Genomic DNA, 14,499 nt, shown 5'->3' with positions numbered 1-14,499 from the left:
ATGCCCCATGTCAGCCCCAAGCACCCAGCTCCGCACCCAGCACCGCAGCTGCAATATCTGCGAGGCCATGTGCGGCCTGATCATCACACATGACGACAACGACGTTCTGTCGATCCGCCCCGACCCCGAGGATCCGCTGTCACGCGGCCATATCTGCCCCAAGGCGGTCGCCTTGCAGGATTTCCGCACCGATCCCGACCGGGTGACCAAACCTTTGCTGAAACGCGGCACTGATTTCGAGGAAATCAGCTGGGAGGCGGCGTTTGACCATGCCGCCGAGCGTATCCGCGCCGTGCAGGCCGCCCATGACCGCGACGCGGTGGGCGTCTATCTGGGCAATCCCAACGCGCATAAATTCGGCAACCTTCTGAACCTGCCGGCGCTGGTCAAGGCGATCGGCACCGCCAACCGCTACAGCTCGGCCACCGCCGATCAGATCCCCCATCACGTCGCCTCGATCCACATGCTGGGCCACCCGATGCTGATGCCGATCCCCGATATCGACCGCACCGATTTCCTGTTGATCATCGGTGGCAACCCGGTGGTTTCGAACGGTTCGATGATGACAGCGCCGGGCTATGGCCGCCGCATCGACGCGATCAAGGCGCGCGGCGGCCGGGTTGTCGTGATCGACCCGCGCCGGACCGAGACCGCCGAGCGCGCGGGGGAGCATCACTTCATCCGTCCCGAAAGCGACGCCTGGCTGCTGATGGCGATGCTGCATGTGATCCTGTCGGACGGCCCTGCCCGCCTGCGCCACCTGGAACCGCTGACAGATGGGCTGGACCGGCTGAGCGCCGCTGCCGCCCCTTTCACCCCCGAACGCGCCGCCCAGGTCACCGGGATCGGCGCTGACACCATCCGCCAACTGGCCCGCGATTTCGCCGCCGCCCCCCGCGCCGCCTGCTACGCCCGCATGGGTGCCTCGACGCAAAGCTTTGGCACGCTCTGCCAATGGGCCACCAACGCGCTCAACATCGTGACCGGCAATTTCGACCGCGAAGGCGGCGCCATGTTCACCACCCCGGCGGTGGATTATGTCGGCATGACCTCGCGCAGGGGCAAGTCCCGCCGCTATCCCGAGCGGCGCTCGCGGGTGTCGGGCCAGCCGCTCTACAATGGCGAATTTCCGGTCTCGGTGCTCGCCGAAGAGATCGAAACCCCCGGCCCCGGCCAGATCCGCGCGCTGGTGACCGTGGCGGGCAATCCGGTGCTGACAGCGCCCAATGGGCGACGCATCGAACGCGCGCTTCAGGGGCTCGATTTCATGATGTCGCTTGACATTCATGTGAACGACACCACCCGGCACGCCGACCTGATCCTGCCCGGTACCGTGGCGCTCGAAGAGACGGTCTATGACATGGTGTTCCACACATTCGCGGTGCGCAACACGGTGGGCTATGCACCGCCGATCTTTGCACCGCCGCAAGGCAATCCGGCCGAATGGGAGGTGATCGCCCGGCTGACCGCAAAGCTGACCGGCGCCAACCAGATCGGCCCAGCCCCCGATCAGATGCTGGCGATGCTGTTAGCGCAGGGGTTCCACGGCGATAATGTCTCGCTCGCGGCGCTGCAAGAGAAAGGCCGACCGCGCGATCTGGGTCCCTTGGTACCCAACCTGACCGACCGGCTGGAGACACCCGACGGGCGGCTTGATTTGGCGCCACAGGCATTTCTGGACGACCTGCCGCGCCTGCTGGCCAGCGGTGACACCCCCGATCCCGCGCATCCCTTCACCCTGATCGGACGGAGACAGGCACGCAGCCACAACAGCTGGACCCAGAACAGCCCGCGCCTGGTCAAGGGCCGCAATCGTTGCACGGTCGAGGTGAACCCGAGCGATGCCACCCGCCTCGGCCTCGCCGACGGCGCGCCAGCCCGCGTCACCAGCGCGGCCGGCACGGTCACCCTGCCTGTCGAAGTGACCGAGGCCATGGCGCCGGGCGTCGTCTCCATCCCCCAGGGCTGGGGCCAGCAAGGAGGCCACCTTTCGGCAGCGACACAAAACCGGACCGTTTCGATCAACGACCTGACCGACGACCGCCGCACCGACCCGCTCAGCGGCAATGCCGCCTTCAACGGCCTGCCGGTCTCACTGCACCCGGCGTGACAGGTCTTTCATTTCGCCCGCAATACTCCGGGGGAGGAGACAAAATTCGTCGAATTTTGTCTCTCGGGGGCAGAGCCCCCGCGCCGTGCACAGCACGGCGCCCGGCCCAACGGGAGGCGGGGTTTTCGTCAGAAAACCCCAACGACAGGCGGGAGCGCCCCGCATTCCAATAGTCTCAGCCGATCTCCTGACCAGCGCGCCACACCCGGCGCAGCGCCAATCGATCGTCCAGATGCACCAGGTCAGCCCGCGCGCCGGGCGCAAGCCGCCCCAGGTCTGCGCGTCCGATCAAATCGGCAGGCGAGCGCGTGGCCATGCGGACCGCCTCAGACACATCCAGCCCGGCCATGGCCATCACGTTGCGTATCGCCTGCGCCAGCTCGAGATGCGCCCCGGCGAGGGTCCCATCGGCAAGTGTCAGCCGGTCCCCGTTGCGTCGGATTTCGCGCCCGTTGAGCGTGAACGAATCGATATCGGACCCCGCCGTCGCCATGGAATCACTGACCAGAAACACCCGTCCCGGACCGGCCTTGGCCCGGATCGCATTGCCCAGCGAGGCGGGATGCACGTGGATGCCATCGGCGATAATCCCCGCCGACAGCGCCCCCAGCGCCAGTGCCGCGCCCACCACGCCCGGTTCACGATTGCCCATCTGGCTTTGTGCATTGAACAGATGGGTGACACAGGCCGCCCCCGCATCTGCAGCTGCGCGGCAGTCCTCGAAACGCGCATCGGTATGACCCAGCGACACCAGCACCCCGGCAGCGCTCAACGCGCGGATCTGCTCCGGCGTCACGCTTTCGGTCGCCAGCGTGACCTTGAGCAGCGGCAGCCGCCGCGCCGCCTCCAGCAACAGCGCAAGATCGTCGTCGCCCATCGGACGGATCAATGCCGGATCATGCGCACCCTTGCGCGACAGCGCCAGGTGCGGCCCTTCCAGATGCAGGCCAGCGATCCCAGGAACGCCCTCTGCCACCGCTGCCTCGACCGCAGCGATGGCGGCGGCGACCACCTCGGGCGCGTCGGTGATCAGCGTCGGCAGGATTGTGGTCGCCCCGATCCGGCCATGCGCTTCGGACATCCGGCGCAGGCTGTCGACAGAGGGCGCGTTGTTCAGCATTACGCCGCCGCCGCCATTGACCTGAAGATCGACGAAACCGGGCGCAAGCCACCCCCCTTCGAGGCGCAGATGCCGTGCGTCGGTGGGAACCGATTCTTCGGCTGCGACCCGCAGGATGAGCCCCGCCTCGACCAGCAGCGCGTGCCCCTCGACAACGCCTTCGGGCGTCAGGATGCGGGCTCCGGACAGGGCAAGGGTCATACCGTCTCCGTCACCTTGTTGAGATGGCGCGGCGCGTCCGGGTCGATCCCGCGCTCCGAGGCGAAGGCCTCGACCATGGCATAAAAGGACACGATGAGACTCAGCGGATCGGTCAGGGGATGGCCGCTGCGCACGCGTTCCAGCGTATGGGCGCGGGTCACCCGACCTGTGGTCGCAAACACGGTGGCACCCTTGGCTGCGATCTGGTCAGCGATATCGGCCAGCGGCGCCTCGGCCGCATCGCCTGCGGCAAAGCCCAGCACCGGGAACCCCTCCTCGACGATCGAGACCGGCCCGTGCAGAACCTCGGCCGAGGAATAGCTCTCGGCATGCAACTGGCAGGTCTCCTTGAATTTCAGCGCCGCCTCGTTGGACACCGCCAGTGCGGTGCCTCGCCCCAGAGTGAAGAGCGACGGCCGCGCGCCGATGGCGGCGCGCATCTCGGGCCAATCGATGCGGCTCGCCGCCGCCAGCGTCTCGGGCAGGTTGCCAAGCGCGACGCGCAGCCCCTCATCCTCGGCCCAGTCGGCCAACAGCATCAACCCGGCCACCGCCGAGGTGACAAAGGTCTTGGTTGCCGCGACGCTCAGCTCGGGCCCTGCATGGATGTCGATCGTATGATCGCTGACCCTGGCCAGGGGCGAAGCGGCATCGTTGGTCAGCGCCACGCTCAGCGCCCCGTCGCGCCCTGCATTGCGGGCCATGGCGACGATATCGGGGCTCTTGCCCGATTGTGACACCGACAGGCAAAGTGCGCGCTCAAGCCTGAGCCGCGCATCATAGACCGAGGCCACCGAAGGGCCAATCGAGGCAACCGGCAGGCCCAGCAGCAGCTCGGCGGCATATTTCAGATAGGTGCAGACATGATCGGACGAGCCGCGCGCCACCGTCGCGATAAACAGCGGATCGCGCAGGCGCATCACGGCAGCCAACCGGGCCACATCCTGCGCCCCGTGGTCCAGCAGACGCTGCACCGCGTCAGGGATTTCGTCGATCTCGCGCCGCATGCGCGTGATATGCTGGGTCATGATCAGTCCTAGCTGTTGCCAAGGCGCAGTTCGGCCACGAAATCGTAGGCGTCCGCGCGGTAAAGGGATCGGGTGAATTCGATGACCCGCCGGTTCGGCAGGTACGAGGTACGGATGATGCGAAGCCCCGCCGTACCGGGTTCAACCCCCAGCAGCGCTGCGTCCTCTGCCCCCAGATTGACCGCCGAGATCCGTTGCAGCGCCCGCACCGGTCGGTTGCCGTCACGTTCAAGCACCGCATAGAGCGATGACGAGACGATCTGCGGATCCGGCAGGATATCGGTCGGAAGCGAGGCCCGTTCGATCGCCATCGGCCGCCCATCGGCGCGGCGCAGACGGGCGACGCGCGCCACCTCCTCGCCCGAGCTGAGCGCCAGCGCCATAACCTCTTCGGGCGACGGAATGAACACACCCCGCGTCAGCCATTCGCTGGTAACGTTCAGACCGCGCCGCTCCATATCCTCGGTGAACGAGGTCAGGTGCGACAATGATTGCTCGACCCTGGGCGCGGCATCGGCCACGAAACTGCCCGAGCCCTGGCGCTGAACGATGATGCCGCGATCGACCAGCTCCTGCATCGCCCGGCGTACGGTGACGCGCGACAAGCCGGTCAGGCTGGCAATCTCGCGCTCGCCCGGCAAGGGCGCGCTCTTGGCCAGCAACCCGCTGTCGATGCTCTGCTCGATCCGCTTGCGAAGCCGCACATAGAGCGGCCCCGCCGCGTCCTCGACCCAGGCGCCGGGGCGCAGATGGGCCTCGATGGTTTGCATGGTATCGCCGCTCATGCCGCTCCCCTCGCGCTGCGTTCCGCCAGCCGGCGGGCCATTTCCAGCCCGCCATCCAGCGCCGTTCCCCGTGCGGGGACAAGCGCGCCGGACATGTCCGCGGGCAGGAAAGCCGTATAGCATCCGGCCAAGCCACCTAGGGCACAGATCTCCTCGTCCGGCTGCCAGCCAAGCGCGCGCAGGCCGCGGGACAGATAGTCGGCCCCTGCCCGCATCAGCGCCTGCCCTAGGGGATCGCCCGCCTCGGCGGCCTCGACCACCATGGGCGCCAGCGCCGCATAATCAGCAGGCCCCGCCTTGGCCGAGAACCGTATGATGGCCTCGCTGCCCGCGCCGACCCTCTCCGCCACCGCCGCAACCAGCGGCGTGACTGACTCCAGCCCGTCCTGCGCCCAGAGACAGCTGCGCAACAAGGCCATGCCCAGCCAACAGCCCGAGGCCTCGTCACCCAACGACCAGCCGTGACCGCCGATCAGACGGATGCCATCGGCATCCTGACGCCCCAGAAATGAGCCGGTCCCGACCCCGATCAGGCAACCGGTCCGCTTCCCCAGCGCGCCCACCACGGCGGGCAAGCGGTCGTCGGCCACCTCGACATGGCGCAACGGCAGGGCGGCGGCGACCTCTCGGGCCGCAGTGTTATCGATCACGCCGGCAAGCCCTGCAAAAACAGGAATGTCGGCCAGACTTTCGGTCGGCAGACCCGCCTGAACCACAAGCCGCGCCAACCCCTCGTTCAAGGTGGACAAGGCCCCGGTACGATTGGAAAACACATTGGCGCTGCCCAGGCGCAGTTCGTGCCGAATGGCGCCCGCCTGCAAGGCAAACCGGCAGGAGGTTCCCCCGCCATCGACCGCAATCAGATATGGAAAGCCAGACTCACACATGCAATACCTTTATAATACCTCTCAATGCCAATAAAGACCTTTGTGCGATACTTGGCATGAATTTCGCTCGATTAGAGTAGATTTACGGCCCAAAATTGGAAGGAGGTAGACAAAAGGTATTAAATAGGTATTAGATATACCAGCCACAGGGGAATCATATGCTGCCGCAGACCGAGACATTGCGAGACGAGGCACGGGGATTGGACACCCGCCCCGGCCCGCAGATTCTCGCCTTGCTGTTGCAAGGCCAGCAGAGCGCGCTCGGCGTCATCCAAACCTGTCTGCCGCAGATCGACGCGGCGGCAGCACTGGTTGCGCAGACCCTGCAAACCGGCGGCGACATCCACTATGCAGCAGCCGGTTCGTCGGCGCTGATGGGGCTGGCAGACGGCGTTGAATTGCCCGGCACATTCGGCATCGCCCCCGAGCGCATCCACATCCATATGGCCGGTGGCGTCCCCGTGACCGCCGCCATGCCCGGCCATACCGAGGATGATGTGCAAGAGGCCGAACAGGCCGCGCGCAGGGTGAAAAGTGGTGACATTGTGATCGCGCTTTCCGCAAGTGGAACAACACCTTATCCAATCGCTTTCACCCGTATCGCAGCCGCATCCGGCGCGCGGATCGTGGCGATAGCCAACAATGCCGGCACGCCCCTTCTGGCGCAGGCCGATTGCGCCATCCATCTACCCACACCGCCCGAAGTGATCGCCGGATCGACCCGGCTGGGCGCGGCAACGGCGCAAAAGGCAGTGCTGAACATGATCTCGACGCTGATGGCGGTCCGGCTGGGCCATGTGCACGACGGCATGATGGTCAACCTGATCGCCGACAATGACAAATTGCGCCAGCGCGCATTGGGCATCGTTGAGCGGATCGTTCCCGGCGCCGCGCCCCGGCGGGCGCTCGATCTGGCCGGTGGTCACGTCAAGGAAGCGGTATTGATCGCCGCCGGCGCCGCTACACGGGAACAGGCAAGCACGTTGTTGAACCGGACCGGTGGCCATTTGCGCCCGGCACTGGCGGAACTCAAAAAAAACACAGACCAAGGGAGAGAAAACACATGAAAACCAAAGTATTGAGCGCCGTTCTTTTGGCATCGACCGCACTTGGCGGCACGGCCTGGGCGGAAACGACCCTGACCATCGAAAGCTGGCGCAACGACGACCTGACCCTGTGGCAGGACAAGATCATTCCCGCCTTCGAGGCCAGCAACCCCGGCATCAAGGTCAAGTTCACCCCCTCGGCCCCGGCGGAATACAACGCCGTGCTGAACGCCAAGCTCGACGCGGGTTCGGCCGGTGACCTGATCACCTGCCGCCCATTCGACACCTCGCTGGGCCTCTACCAGAACGGCCACCTGGCCGATCTGAGCGATCTGGCCGGCATGGCCAATTTCTCGGACGTGGCGAAATCCGCCTGGCAGACCGATGACGGCGCCGCCACCTTCTGCGTGCCGATGGCCTCGGTCATCCATGGCTTCATCTACAACAAGGACGCCTTTGCCGAGCTGGGGCTGAGCGTGCCCGAGACCGAGGCCGAGTTCTTTGACGTACTGGAGAAGATCAAGGCGGATGGCAGCTATATCCCGATGGCGATGGGCACCAACGACCAGTGGGAAGCAGCCACAATGGGATACAACAATATCGGCCCGAACTACTGGAAGGGCGAGGAAGGCCGCCTGGCATTGATCAGCGGCGACCAGAAGCTGACCGACGAGGCCTGGGTCGCGCCTTATCGCGTGCTGGCCAAATGGGGCAACTATCTGGGCGACGGGTACGAGGCGCAGACCTATCCCGACAGTCAGAACCTGTTCACCCTGGGCCGCGCCGCGATCTATCCTGCCGGCAGCTGGGAGATCACCGGGTTCAACGCACAGGCCGATTTCGAAATGGGCGCCTTCAAGCCGCCGGTGCAGAATGCGGGCGACAAGTGCTATATCTCGGACCATACCGATATCGCCATCGGCCTGAACGCCGCCTCGCCCAATGCCGAGGCCGCGCGAACCTTCCTAGACTGGGTCGGCTCCGAAGAGTTTGCCAATATCTATGCCAACGCCCTGCCCGGCTTCTTCTCGCTGTCGAGCTTTGACGTGCCGATGCAGGATCCTCTGGCGCAGGAATTCGTCAGCTGGCGCGGCGAATGCGGCTCGACCATCCGTTCGACCTATCAGATCCTGTCGCGCGGCACGCCGAACCTGGAAAACGAGACCTGGAACGCCTCGGTTCAGGTGATCAAGGGCGCCGAAAGCCCCGAGGACGCGGGCAAGCGGCTGCAGGACGGGCTGGCCAGCTGGTACGACCCGCAGAAGTAACCTGAAATCCGCCGGCTCCGCCTGACGGGGCCGGCCCCGACCGGATGAGGCATACCATGGGCGCAGGTCGCATCAAATGGCATGTCGTGGTCTTTCTTGCACCTGCGGTGCTGGTCTATACCGCGATCATGATCTTCCCTCTTTTCAACACCTTGCGGCTCGCCCTTTACAGCGAGGCGGATCAGGTGCGGGTGTTTGTCGGGCTCGACAATTTCCGCCGCCTGTTTGGCGATCCGAACTGGTCGGGGGCATTCTGGAACGCGCTGGGCAACAATTTCTGGTTCTTCTTCATCCATATGCTGGTGCAGAACCCGATCGGCATCGCGCTGGCCGCGATCCTCAGCCATCCGCGCCTGCGTTTTGCCGCCTTTTACCGTTCGGCCATCTTCATTCCGACCATCCTCAGCTTTGTCATCGTGGGCTTTGCCTGGAAACTGATCCTAAGCCCGATCTGGGGCATCGCCCCCGACATGCTGGACGCCATCGGCCTGAAAGCGCTGTTCGCGCCCTGGCTGGGCAAGGAGGAATACGCGCTGACCACGCTGGCGCTGATCTCGGTCTGGCAGTTCGTGGGCATCCCGATGATGCTGATCTATGCCGCGCTGTTGTCGATCCCCGAAGAGATACTGGAGGCCGCCGAGGTCGAGGGGCTAACCGGCATGGCCGCCTTCTGGAAGATCAAACTGCCGCTGATCCTGCCCTCGATCGGTATCATCTCGATCCTGACATTTGTGGGCAATTTCAACGCGTTCGACCTGATCTATGCGGCACAGGGCGCGCTGGCGGGGCCGAATTTCGCAACCGATATCCTGGGCACCTTCATGTATCGCACCTTCTTCGGCTTTCAGCTGCAACTGGGCGATCCGCATATGGGCTCGGCGATTGCCACCGCGATGTTCGCGATCATCCTGCTGGGTGTCTGTGTCTATCTCTTTGCGATCCAGACCCGGATCCGCCGCTATCAGTTCTGAGGGGGACACGAGATGAACAAGGCCCGCCGCAACCCCGCCAATACCTTTGCCATGCATGGGGCACTGATCCTCTATACCTGCATCGCGCTGTTCCCGGTCTTTGTGATCCTGATCAACAGCTTCAAGACCCGCAAGGCGATCTTTCGCGAGCCGCTGGCCCTGCCCGATGCCGACAGCTTCTCGATGATCGGCTATCAGACGGTGATGAAACAGGGGGATTTCTTCCTCTATTTTCAGAACTCGATGATCGTGACGGTGGCCTCGCTGTTCTTTGTCCTCATGTTCGGGGCCATGGCGGCCTTTGCGCTCAGCGAATACCGGTTCCGGGGCAACACGCTGATGGGCCTTTATCTGGCGCTTGGGATCATGATCCCGATCCGTATTGGCACCGTCGCCATTCTGGAGCTGATGGTGGCCAGCGGGCTGGTCAACACGCTCTGGGCGCTGATCCTGGTCTATACCGCCCAAGGCCTGCCGCTGGCCGTGTTCATCCTCAGCGAATTCATGCGTCAGGTCAGCGACGATCTGAAGAATGCGGGCCGGATCGACGGGCTGAGCGAATACACCATCTTCTTTCGCCTGGTGCTGCCGCTGGTGCGCCCCGCCATGGCGACGGTGGCAGTGTTCAACATGATCCCGATCTGGAACGACCTGTGGTTCCCGCTGATCCTGGCCCCGGCCGAGGAAACCAAGACCCTGACGCTGGGCAGCCAGGTCTTCATCGGCCAGTTCGTCACCGACTGGAACGCGGTTCTGTCGGCGCTCAGCATGGCGATCCTGCCGGTCATGGTCCTTTATGTCATCTTCTCGCGGCAGCTGATCCGCGGCATCACAAGTGGAGCCGTCAAATGACCCGTGTCCTGATCGCCGGTCTCGGCAATATGGGCCTCAGCCATGCGCTGGCCCATCACCACCACCCTCAGGCGCAGATCGTGGGCCTCGTGAACCGCTCTGGCATGACCGATCATCCTGAACTGCGGGCCTATCCGGTGTTTGCCGATTTCCACGCGGCACTGGCTGAAACCCGGCCCGATCTGTTGGTGATTGCCACCTATTCCGACAGCCATGCCGATTTCGCCTGTGCGGCGATGGAGGCGGACGCGCATGTCTTTGTCGAAAAGCCACTGGCCACCACCGTGGCCGATGCGCGCCGCGTGGTGGACTGCGCGACCAGGACCGGGCGCAAACTGGTGGTGGGCTATATCCTGCGCCATCATCCCAGCTGGCAGCGTCTGATCGCCGAGGCGCGCGCGCTGGGCGGGCCGTATGTGTTCCGGCTGAACCTTAACCAGCAATCCGACGGCCCCACATGGGAGACCCACAAGGCGCTGATGCAGACCACCAGCCCGATCGTCGATTGCGGTGTGCATTACGTCGACGTGATGTGCCAGATCACCGATGCGCCCCCTGTGCGGGTCAACGGCATCGGCCTGCGCCTCAGCGACGAGATCGCGCCCGACATGTACAATTACGGCCAGTTCCAGGTGGTGTTCGCGGATGGCTCGGTCGGCTGGTACGAGGCGGGATGGGGCCCGATGATGTCCGAGACCGCCTTTTTCGTGAAGGATATCATCAGCCCCAATGGCGCGGTGTCGATCACCGATGGCAACAAGGGCGCCTCGGACGACGTCGACGGCCATACCCGCGTGGGCGGGTTGCTGGTGCACCGCCCCGGCAATGATACCCTGATCGAGCTGGCGGGCGAACCCGGCCACCAAGAACTCTGCGATACCGAACAGGCCTATATGCTGCGCGCCATCACCGAGGATATCGACCTGACCCGACATATGAGCGATGCGGTGCAATCGTTGCGCATCTGCCTGGCCGCCGATCACAGCATTCGCACCGGCGCCCCCGTGAATTTGAAAGAGGACTGACATGACCGCCCTGACCCTGAGCAATGTGTGCAAATCCTTTGGCCCGGTCGACGTGCTCAAGAATATCGACCTGACCGTCGATGACAGCGAATTCGTCGTCTTTGTCGGCCCCTCGGGCTGTGGCAAGTCCACCCTGCTGCGGGTGATCGCGGGGCTGGAGGAGGCGACCTCGGGCAGCATCGACATCGGCGGCCAGGTGGTCAACACGGTGCCCCCGGCCAAGCGCGGCATTGCCATGGTGTTCCAGTCCTATGCGCTCTACCCGCATCTGACCGTGCACGGCAACATGGCGCTGGGCCTGAAACAGGCGGGCCACCCCAGGGACGAGATCGAGCGCAGGATTGCCGAGGCGGCGCGGATGCTGTCGCTCGAGGCCTATCTGGCGCGCCGCCCGTCCGAACTGTCGGGTGGCCAGCGCCAGCGCGTCGCCATCGGCCGCGCCATCGTGCGCAAGCCCAAGCTGTTCCTGTTCGACGAACCGCTGTCGAACCTCGACGCCGCCCTGCGCATGAACACCCGGATCGAGATCGCCAACCTGCACCGGCAACTGACCGCCTCGATGATCTATGTCACCCATGACCAGACCGAGGCGATGACGCTGGCCGACAAGATCGTGGTGCTGCGCGACGGCCGGGTCGAACAGGTGGGCAGCCCGCTTGAACTTTACAACAACCCCGCCAACCGCTTTGTCGCCGAGTTCATCGGGTCGCCGGCCATGAATTTCGTGGCCGCCGACCGGGTGGGCGGGCCGGTGGGAGCCACGCTGGGCATCAGACCCGAACATGCCCGCATCGGTGACACCGGCCCGCTGTCGGGTCAGGTGATGCATGTCGAGAAGCTGGGCGGTGACACCAACGTGATGATCGACCTGGGCCAGGACAGCCGGTTCACCGTGCGTGTCTTTGGCCAATATGACATCGACCCCGGCGCAGAGATCAAGGTCGACTATGATACGGGCAACACGCTGTTGTTCAGCGCCGAAGGGGAGCGCATCTAGGCCTGACCCTCCGCAGCCGAAAGGTGTAGCGGCAGAGTTCCCGTAACATCTGCTCCCGGCGGCGCGGCGGAACAGCTGATCGATCGCGAGACCGACCAAGGCGCCAAGTCCAATCCCAAGGGCGCCGATTATTCTCTGGCAGCCAGATGCGCAACGCGTCTATCTCCACGAGACAGACACCTAACCACGCAGATTGACCCGCATATTGCCGGTTCCAAAACCTGCGCACCTGTTGCCAAGGTTTGAATTCATCTTGCAACGGGCGCCACGTCTCATGTGCCGAACCGGTCGAGCACGTTGCGGGTTATGGTGATCACCTGCGCATCGTTCCGGATCAGGCCTGCCACCCATTCGCAGGTCGCGGCCGTGAAGACCTCGCCCTTGCCTTTCTGCCAGTGGATGATCATGCCATTGCCCCGCGCGCAGGCGTCCAGCGTTTCGGGCGTGACCTTGCCGTAAAGCGCCGTCGCTTTGAACGCTGCATCGGCGCTGCCGATATAGAGCGTTTCGCCCCAGACCCCGGTATCGGCCTCGATATTCGTGGCCAGACCCATGGCAAGGATGGCGACGTCCGGCGCCGCCCCGTCGGTGCAGGTGGGAAAGGGCAAGCCATCCTCCATCCGGTAATCCAGCCCGTCGACCTCATACCCAAAGATACGCGAGGCGGCGCCCAGCACATCGCCATATCCCAGCCCCGCGCTGTCGAAGGCCCAGTGACCGGGGCGGTAGATCGTGAACCCGCCGGGCCCGTTGCCCGCACAGCGCCCGAGCCCCGCATAGACCCCGCGCAGGGCGTTAACGCCGAATGTCAGCGCGCCGGGGCGGCCCACCGGGGCCACTTCCCACGCGGCGGTGGTCAGGTGGGGCGTGGCGCTTTCGGCCATCGGGTCGCGTTCGGCCACGTATTTATAGCAGGTCTGGGTGCGGCCATCGTCGCTGATCCTCGTCTGCCACAGGAAATTGCCCGCGAACCGTGCCACGTGTCCGCCCGCATCGACGTAAACATCGACCGCATCGCGCATACGCGCACTCCAATATTCGTCATGGCCGACAAAGATCGCACAGGCATGGCCGCTCAGGCGGTTGGGGTCGGCGTCCAGATCATGCTGCGTGCAAAAGTCCAGATCATAGCCTGCGCTTTCCGCCCAGCGGGCGAAATGGCGTTCATAGCTGGCCCACCCGGCCGAGGCATATTTCTTGGAATAGCCATAGGCATAGGCCCATTCCATGTAAGGGTAGCGCGTCATCTCGCCATGCCGGGGCGGATGATCCGGCAAGGCGCGCGGCGCACCTGCTGGCAGTTTGCAGAAGCCCCGTGTCCATGGGCGCTGCGTGGAAACGACAGGAGAGAACGCGTTGCCCTCGGGCCCGGTGATCCCTTCGTAATGGTTCGACCCGCCCCAGCAGCTATAGGCCAGCCACGTGCCCGTGGCGCAGACCAGAACATAAGGCGCGCGCGGCAGATGGGGCGCGCGGTGGATCAGGATCAGATGGTGTTCCTCGATCCGGTCGCCGTTGATCTCGGCGGTCAGGGTGATCAGATAACCGCCGGGGCGCCAGTCATCCGGTACGGTAAAGCGGGTGCTTTCGGGCCAGTCGCAGCCGATGACCGAACAATCGGCGGGTGTGTCGTGGTACCGGCCCGGCAGGTCATCGACCCGCAACAGCGGTTCATAGGTCGCGCCGTCCCGGCCCACCTCGAATGACCAGGTTTCGGCGGTGGTAGAGACATGCAGCACGACCTCCTCACCCGGAGCATAGGTCATGCGCGGGGTATAGCCCCAGATTTCCAGCACTCGCGCGTCCCGCGCCGGGCCGATATAGTAGTGATCCAGAATATGCCGCGCGCGGGCGCGGGTGCGGGGTGTGATGGCGGGGCCAGGTCCTTCGGTCGTCATTGTGTCACTCCGGCAGGTATTTGTCGGACCAGCCGTCAGCGGCGGTGCCCTCGGCAATCATGGCGGCGATGTCGGTCTCGGAATAACCGATCCGCGACAGGATCTGGCGCGTCTGCGCGCCGGGCTTGGGCGCATGGCCGGGAATAGTGATCGCGGCGCGGTTCGGGCGGACGGCATTGGGTGCCACCAGATCGACCCAGCGGCCCATCGGGTGCCGGTCATGCCGGATGGCTCGATAAGTGGCCTGCCGGATATCGGCGGGGCCGTCGCTTTCAAGCTGCAGGCTCGCATCTCGATTGGCCGAAAGCGAG

12 protein-coding genes and 1 pseudogene are annotated in these 14,499 nt (G+C 64.7%); 7 read left to right on the top strand and 6 right to left on the bottom strand.

All coding sequences use genetic code 11. From position 1 onward, the window contains the following. The first annotated feature begins 7 nt into the window (after positions 1-7). Positions 8-2,110 carry a molybdopterin oxidoreductase family protein gene (locus tag AC2FL1_RS07545; RefSeq protein ID WP_496876490.1) on the top strand — a complete coding sequence of 701 codons (2,103 nt, stop codon included), beginning with the start codon at positions 8-10 and terminating at the stop codon, positions 2,108-2,110. 175 nt (positions 2,111-2,285) lie between these two features. Here the strand turns inward: AC2FL1_RS07545 and nagA are convergent, their stop codons facing one another. The 4 genes from nagA to AC2FL1_RS07525 are packed head-to-tail and all read right to left on the bottom strand — an operon-like array spanning position 2,286 to position 6,131. Beyond that, a complete protein-coding gene (gene nagA, locus AC2FL1_RS07540; protein WP_496876489.1) occupies positions 2,286-3,431 on the bottom strand; it encodes an N-acetylglucosamine-6-phosphate deacetylase in 1,146 nt (381 codons plus the stop codon). Beyond that, positions 3,428-4,459: an SIS domain-containing protein gene (locus AC2FL1_RS07535; RefSeq protein ID WP_496876488.1), complete on the bottom strand. Its 1,032-nt coding sequence runs from the start codon at positions 4,457-4,459 to the stop codon at positions 3,428-3,430. The genes nagA and AC2FL1_RS07535 overlap by 4 nt, the downstream gene beginning before the upstream one ends. An 8-nt stretch (positions 4,460-4,467) precedes the next feature. Further along, on the bottom strand, positions 4,468-5,244 hold the full coding sequence (locus AC2FL1_RS07530; protein WP_496876487.1) for a GntR family transcriptional regulator: 777 nt from the start codon (positions 5,242-5,244) through the stop codon (positions 4,468-4,470). Beyond that, entirely contained in the window at positions 5,241-6,131 is an 891-nt protein-coding gene (locus tag AC2FL1_RS07525; RefSeq protein WP_496823474.1) for a glucosamine kinase nucleotide-binding domain-containing protein, read from the bottom strand. The genes AC2FL1_RS07530 and AC2FL1_RS07525 overlap by 4 nt, the downstream gene beginning before the upstream one ends. Before the next feature lie 158 nt (positions 6,132-6,289). On the opposite strand from AC2FL1_RS07525, the gene AC2FL1_RS07520 reads away from it, so the two are divergent. The 6 genes from AC2FL1_RS07520 to AC2FL1_RS07495 are packed head-to-tail and all read left to right on the top strand — an operon-like array spanning position 6,290 to position 12,290. Next, entirely contained in the window at positions 6,290-7,198 is a 909-nt protein-coding gene (locus tag AC2FL1_RS07520) for an N-acetylmuramic acid 6-phosphate etherase (RefSeq protein WP_496876486.1), read from the top strand. Further along, positions 7,195-8,445, top strand: a complete 1,251-nt coding sequence (locus AC2FL1_RS07515) for an ABC transporter substrate-binding protein (RefSeq protein WP_496876485.1) — start codon at positions 7,195-7,197, stop codon at positions 8,443-8,445. Before AC2FL1_RS07520 ends, AC2FL1_RS07515 begins: the two co-directional genes overlap by 4 nt. 56 nt (positions 8,446-8,501) lie before the next feature. After that, positions 8,502-9,416, top strand: a complete 915-nt coding sequence (locus tag AC2FL1_RS07510; RefSeq protein WP_496823468.1) for a carbohydrate ABC transporter permease — start codon at positions 8,502-8,504, stop codon at positions 9,414-9,416. A 12-nt stretch (positions 9,417-9,428) separates the two neighbouring features. Continuing rightward, the gene (locus tag AC2FL1_RS07505) at positions 9,429-10,268 is read left to right on the top strand and encodes a carbohydrate ABC transporter permease (RefSeq protein ID WP_496823466.1); all 840 of its coding nucleotides are present in this window, start codon (positions 9,429-9,431) and stop codon (positions 10,266-10,268) included. After that, positions 10,265-11,293, top strand: coding sequence for a Gfo/Idh/MocA family protein (locus tag AC2FL1_RS07500; RefSeq protein ID WP_496876484.1), 1,029 nt, complete (start codon positions 10,265-10,267; stop codon positions 11,291-11,293). The genes AC2FL1_RS07505 and AC2FL1_RS07500 overlap by 4 nt, the downstream gene beginning before the upstream one ends. 1 nt (position 11,294) lies before the next feature. Continuing rightward, a complete protein-coding gene (locus tag AC2FL1_RS07495; RefSeq protein WP_496823462.1) occupies positions 11,295-12,290 on the top strand; it encodes an ABC transporter ATP-binding protein in 996 nt (331 codons plus the stop codon). 272 nt (positions 12,291-12,562) lie between these two features. On the opposite strand, the gene AC2FL1_RS07490 is transcribed toward AC2FL1_RS07495, so the two are convergent. Both AC2FL1_RS07490 and AC2FL1_RS07485 read right to left on the bottom strand, forming a co-directional pair. Beyond that, on the bottom strand, positions 12,563-14,188 hold the full coding sequence (locus tag AC2FL1_RS07490) for a N,N-dimethylformamidase beta subunit family domain-containing protein (RefSeq protein WP_496876483.1): 1,626 nt from the start codon (positions 14,186-14,188) through the stop codon (positions 12,563-12,565). A gap of 4 nt (positions 14,189-14,192) precedes the next feature. Then, positions 14,193-14,499: pseudogene (locus AC2FL1_RS07485) on the bottom strand (CoA transferase); the annotation flags it as partial.

It is taken from the genome of Ruegeria sp. YKSF070 (assembly GCF_059612725.1).
This window is presented reverse-complemented; position numbering and strand designations above follow the sequence as displayed.

Excerpts from the sequence above, each read along its gene's own strand:
- nagA (WP_496876489.1), bottom strand. The coding sequence starts at position 3,431 with ATGACCCTTGCCCTGTCCGGAGCCCGCATCCTGACGCCCGAAGGCGTT.
- AC2FL1_RS07510 (WP_496823468.1), top strand. The coding sequence starts at position 8,502 with ATGGGCGCAGGTCGCATCAAATGGCATGTCGTGGTCTTTCTTGCACCT.
- AC2FL1_RS07525 (WP_496823474.1), bottom strand. The coding sequence starts at position 6,131 with ATGTGTGAGTCTGGCTTTCCATATCTGATTGCGGTCGATGGCGGGGGA.
- AC2FL1_RS07535 (WP_496876488.1), bottom strand. The coding sequence starts at position 4,459 with ATGACCCAGCATATCACGCGCATGCGGCGCGAGATCGACGAAATCCCT.
- AC2FL1_RS07490 (WP_496876483.1), bottom strand. The coding sequence starts at position 14,188 with ATGACGACCGAAGGACCTGGCCCCGCCATCACACCCCGCACCCGCGCC.
- AC2FL1_RS07530 (WP_496876487.1), bottom strand. The coding sequence starts at position 5,244 with ATGAGCGGCGATACCATGCAAACCATCGAGGCCCATCTGCGCCCCGGC.
- AC2FL1_RS07545 (WP_496876490.1), top strand. The coding sequence starts at position 8 with ATGTCAGCCCCAAGCACCCAGCTCCGCACCCAGCACCGCAGCTGCAAT.
- AC2FL1_RS07515 (WP_496876485.1), top strand. The coding sequence starts at position 7,195 with ATGAAAACCAAAGTATTGAGCGCCGTTCTTTTGGCATCGACCGCACTT.
- AC2FL1_RS07520 (WP_496876486.1), top strand. The coding sequence starts at position 6,290 with ATGCTGCCGCAGACCGAGACATTGCGAGACGAGGCACGGGGATTGGAC.
- AC2FL1_RS07505 (WP_496823466.1), top strand. The coding sequence starts at position 9,429 with ATGAACAAGGCCCGCCGCAACCCCGCCAATACCTTTGCCATGCATGGG.
- AC2FL1_RS07495 (WP_496823462.1), top strand. The coding sequence starts at position 11,295 with ATGACCGCCCTGACCCTGAGCAATGTGTGCAAATCCTTTGGCCCGGTC.
- AC2FL1_RS07500 (WP_496876484.1), top strand. The coding sequence starts at position 10,265 with ATGACCCGTGTCCTGATCGCCGGTCTCGGCAATATGGGCCTCAGCCAT.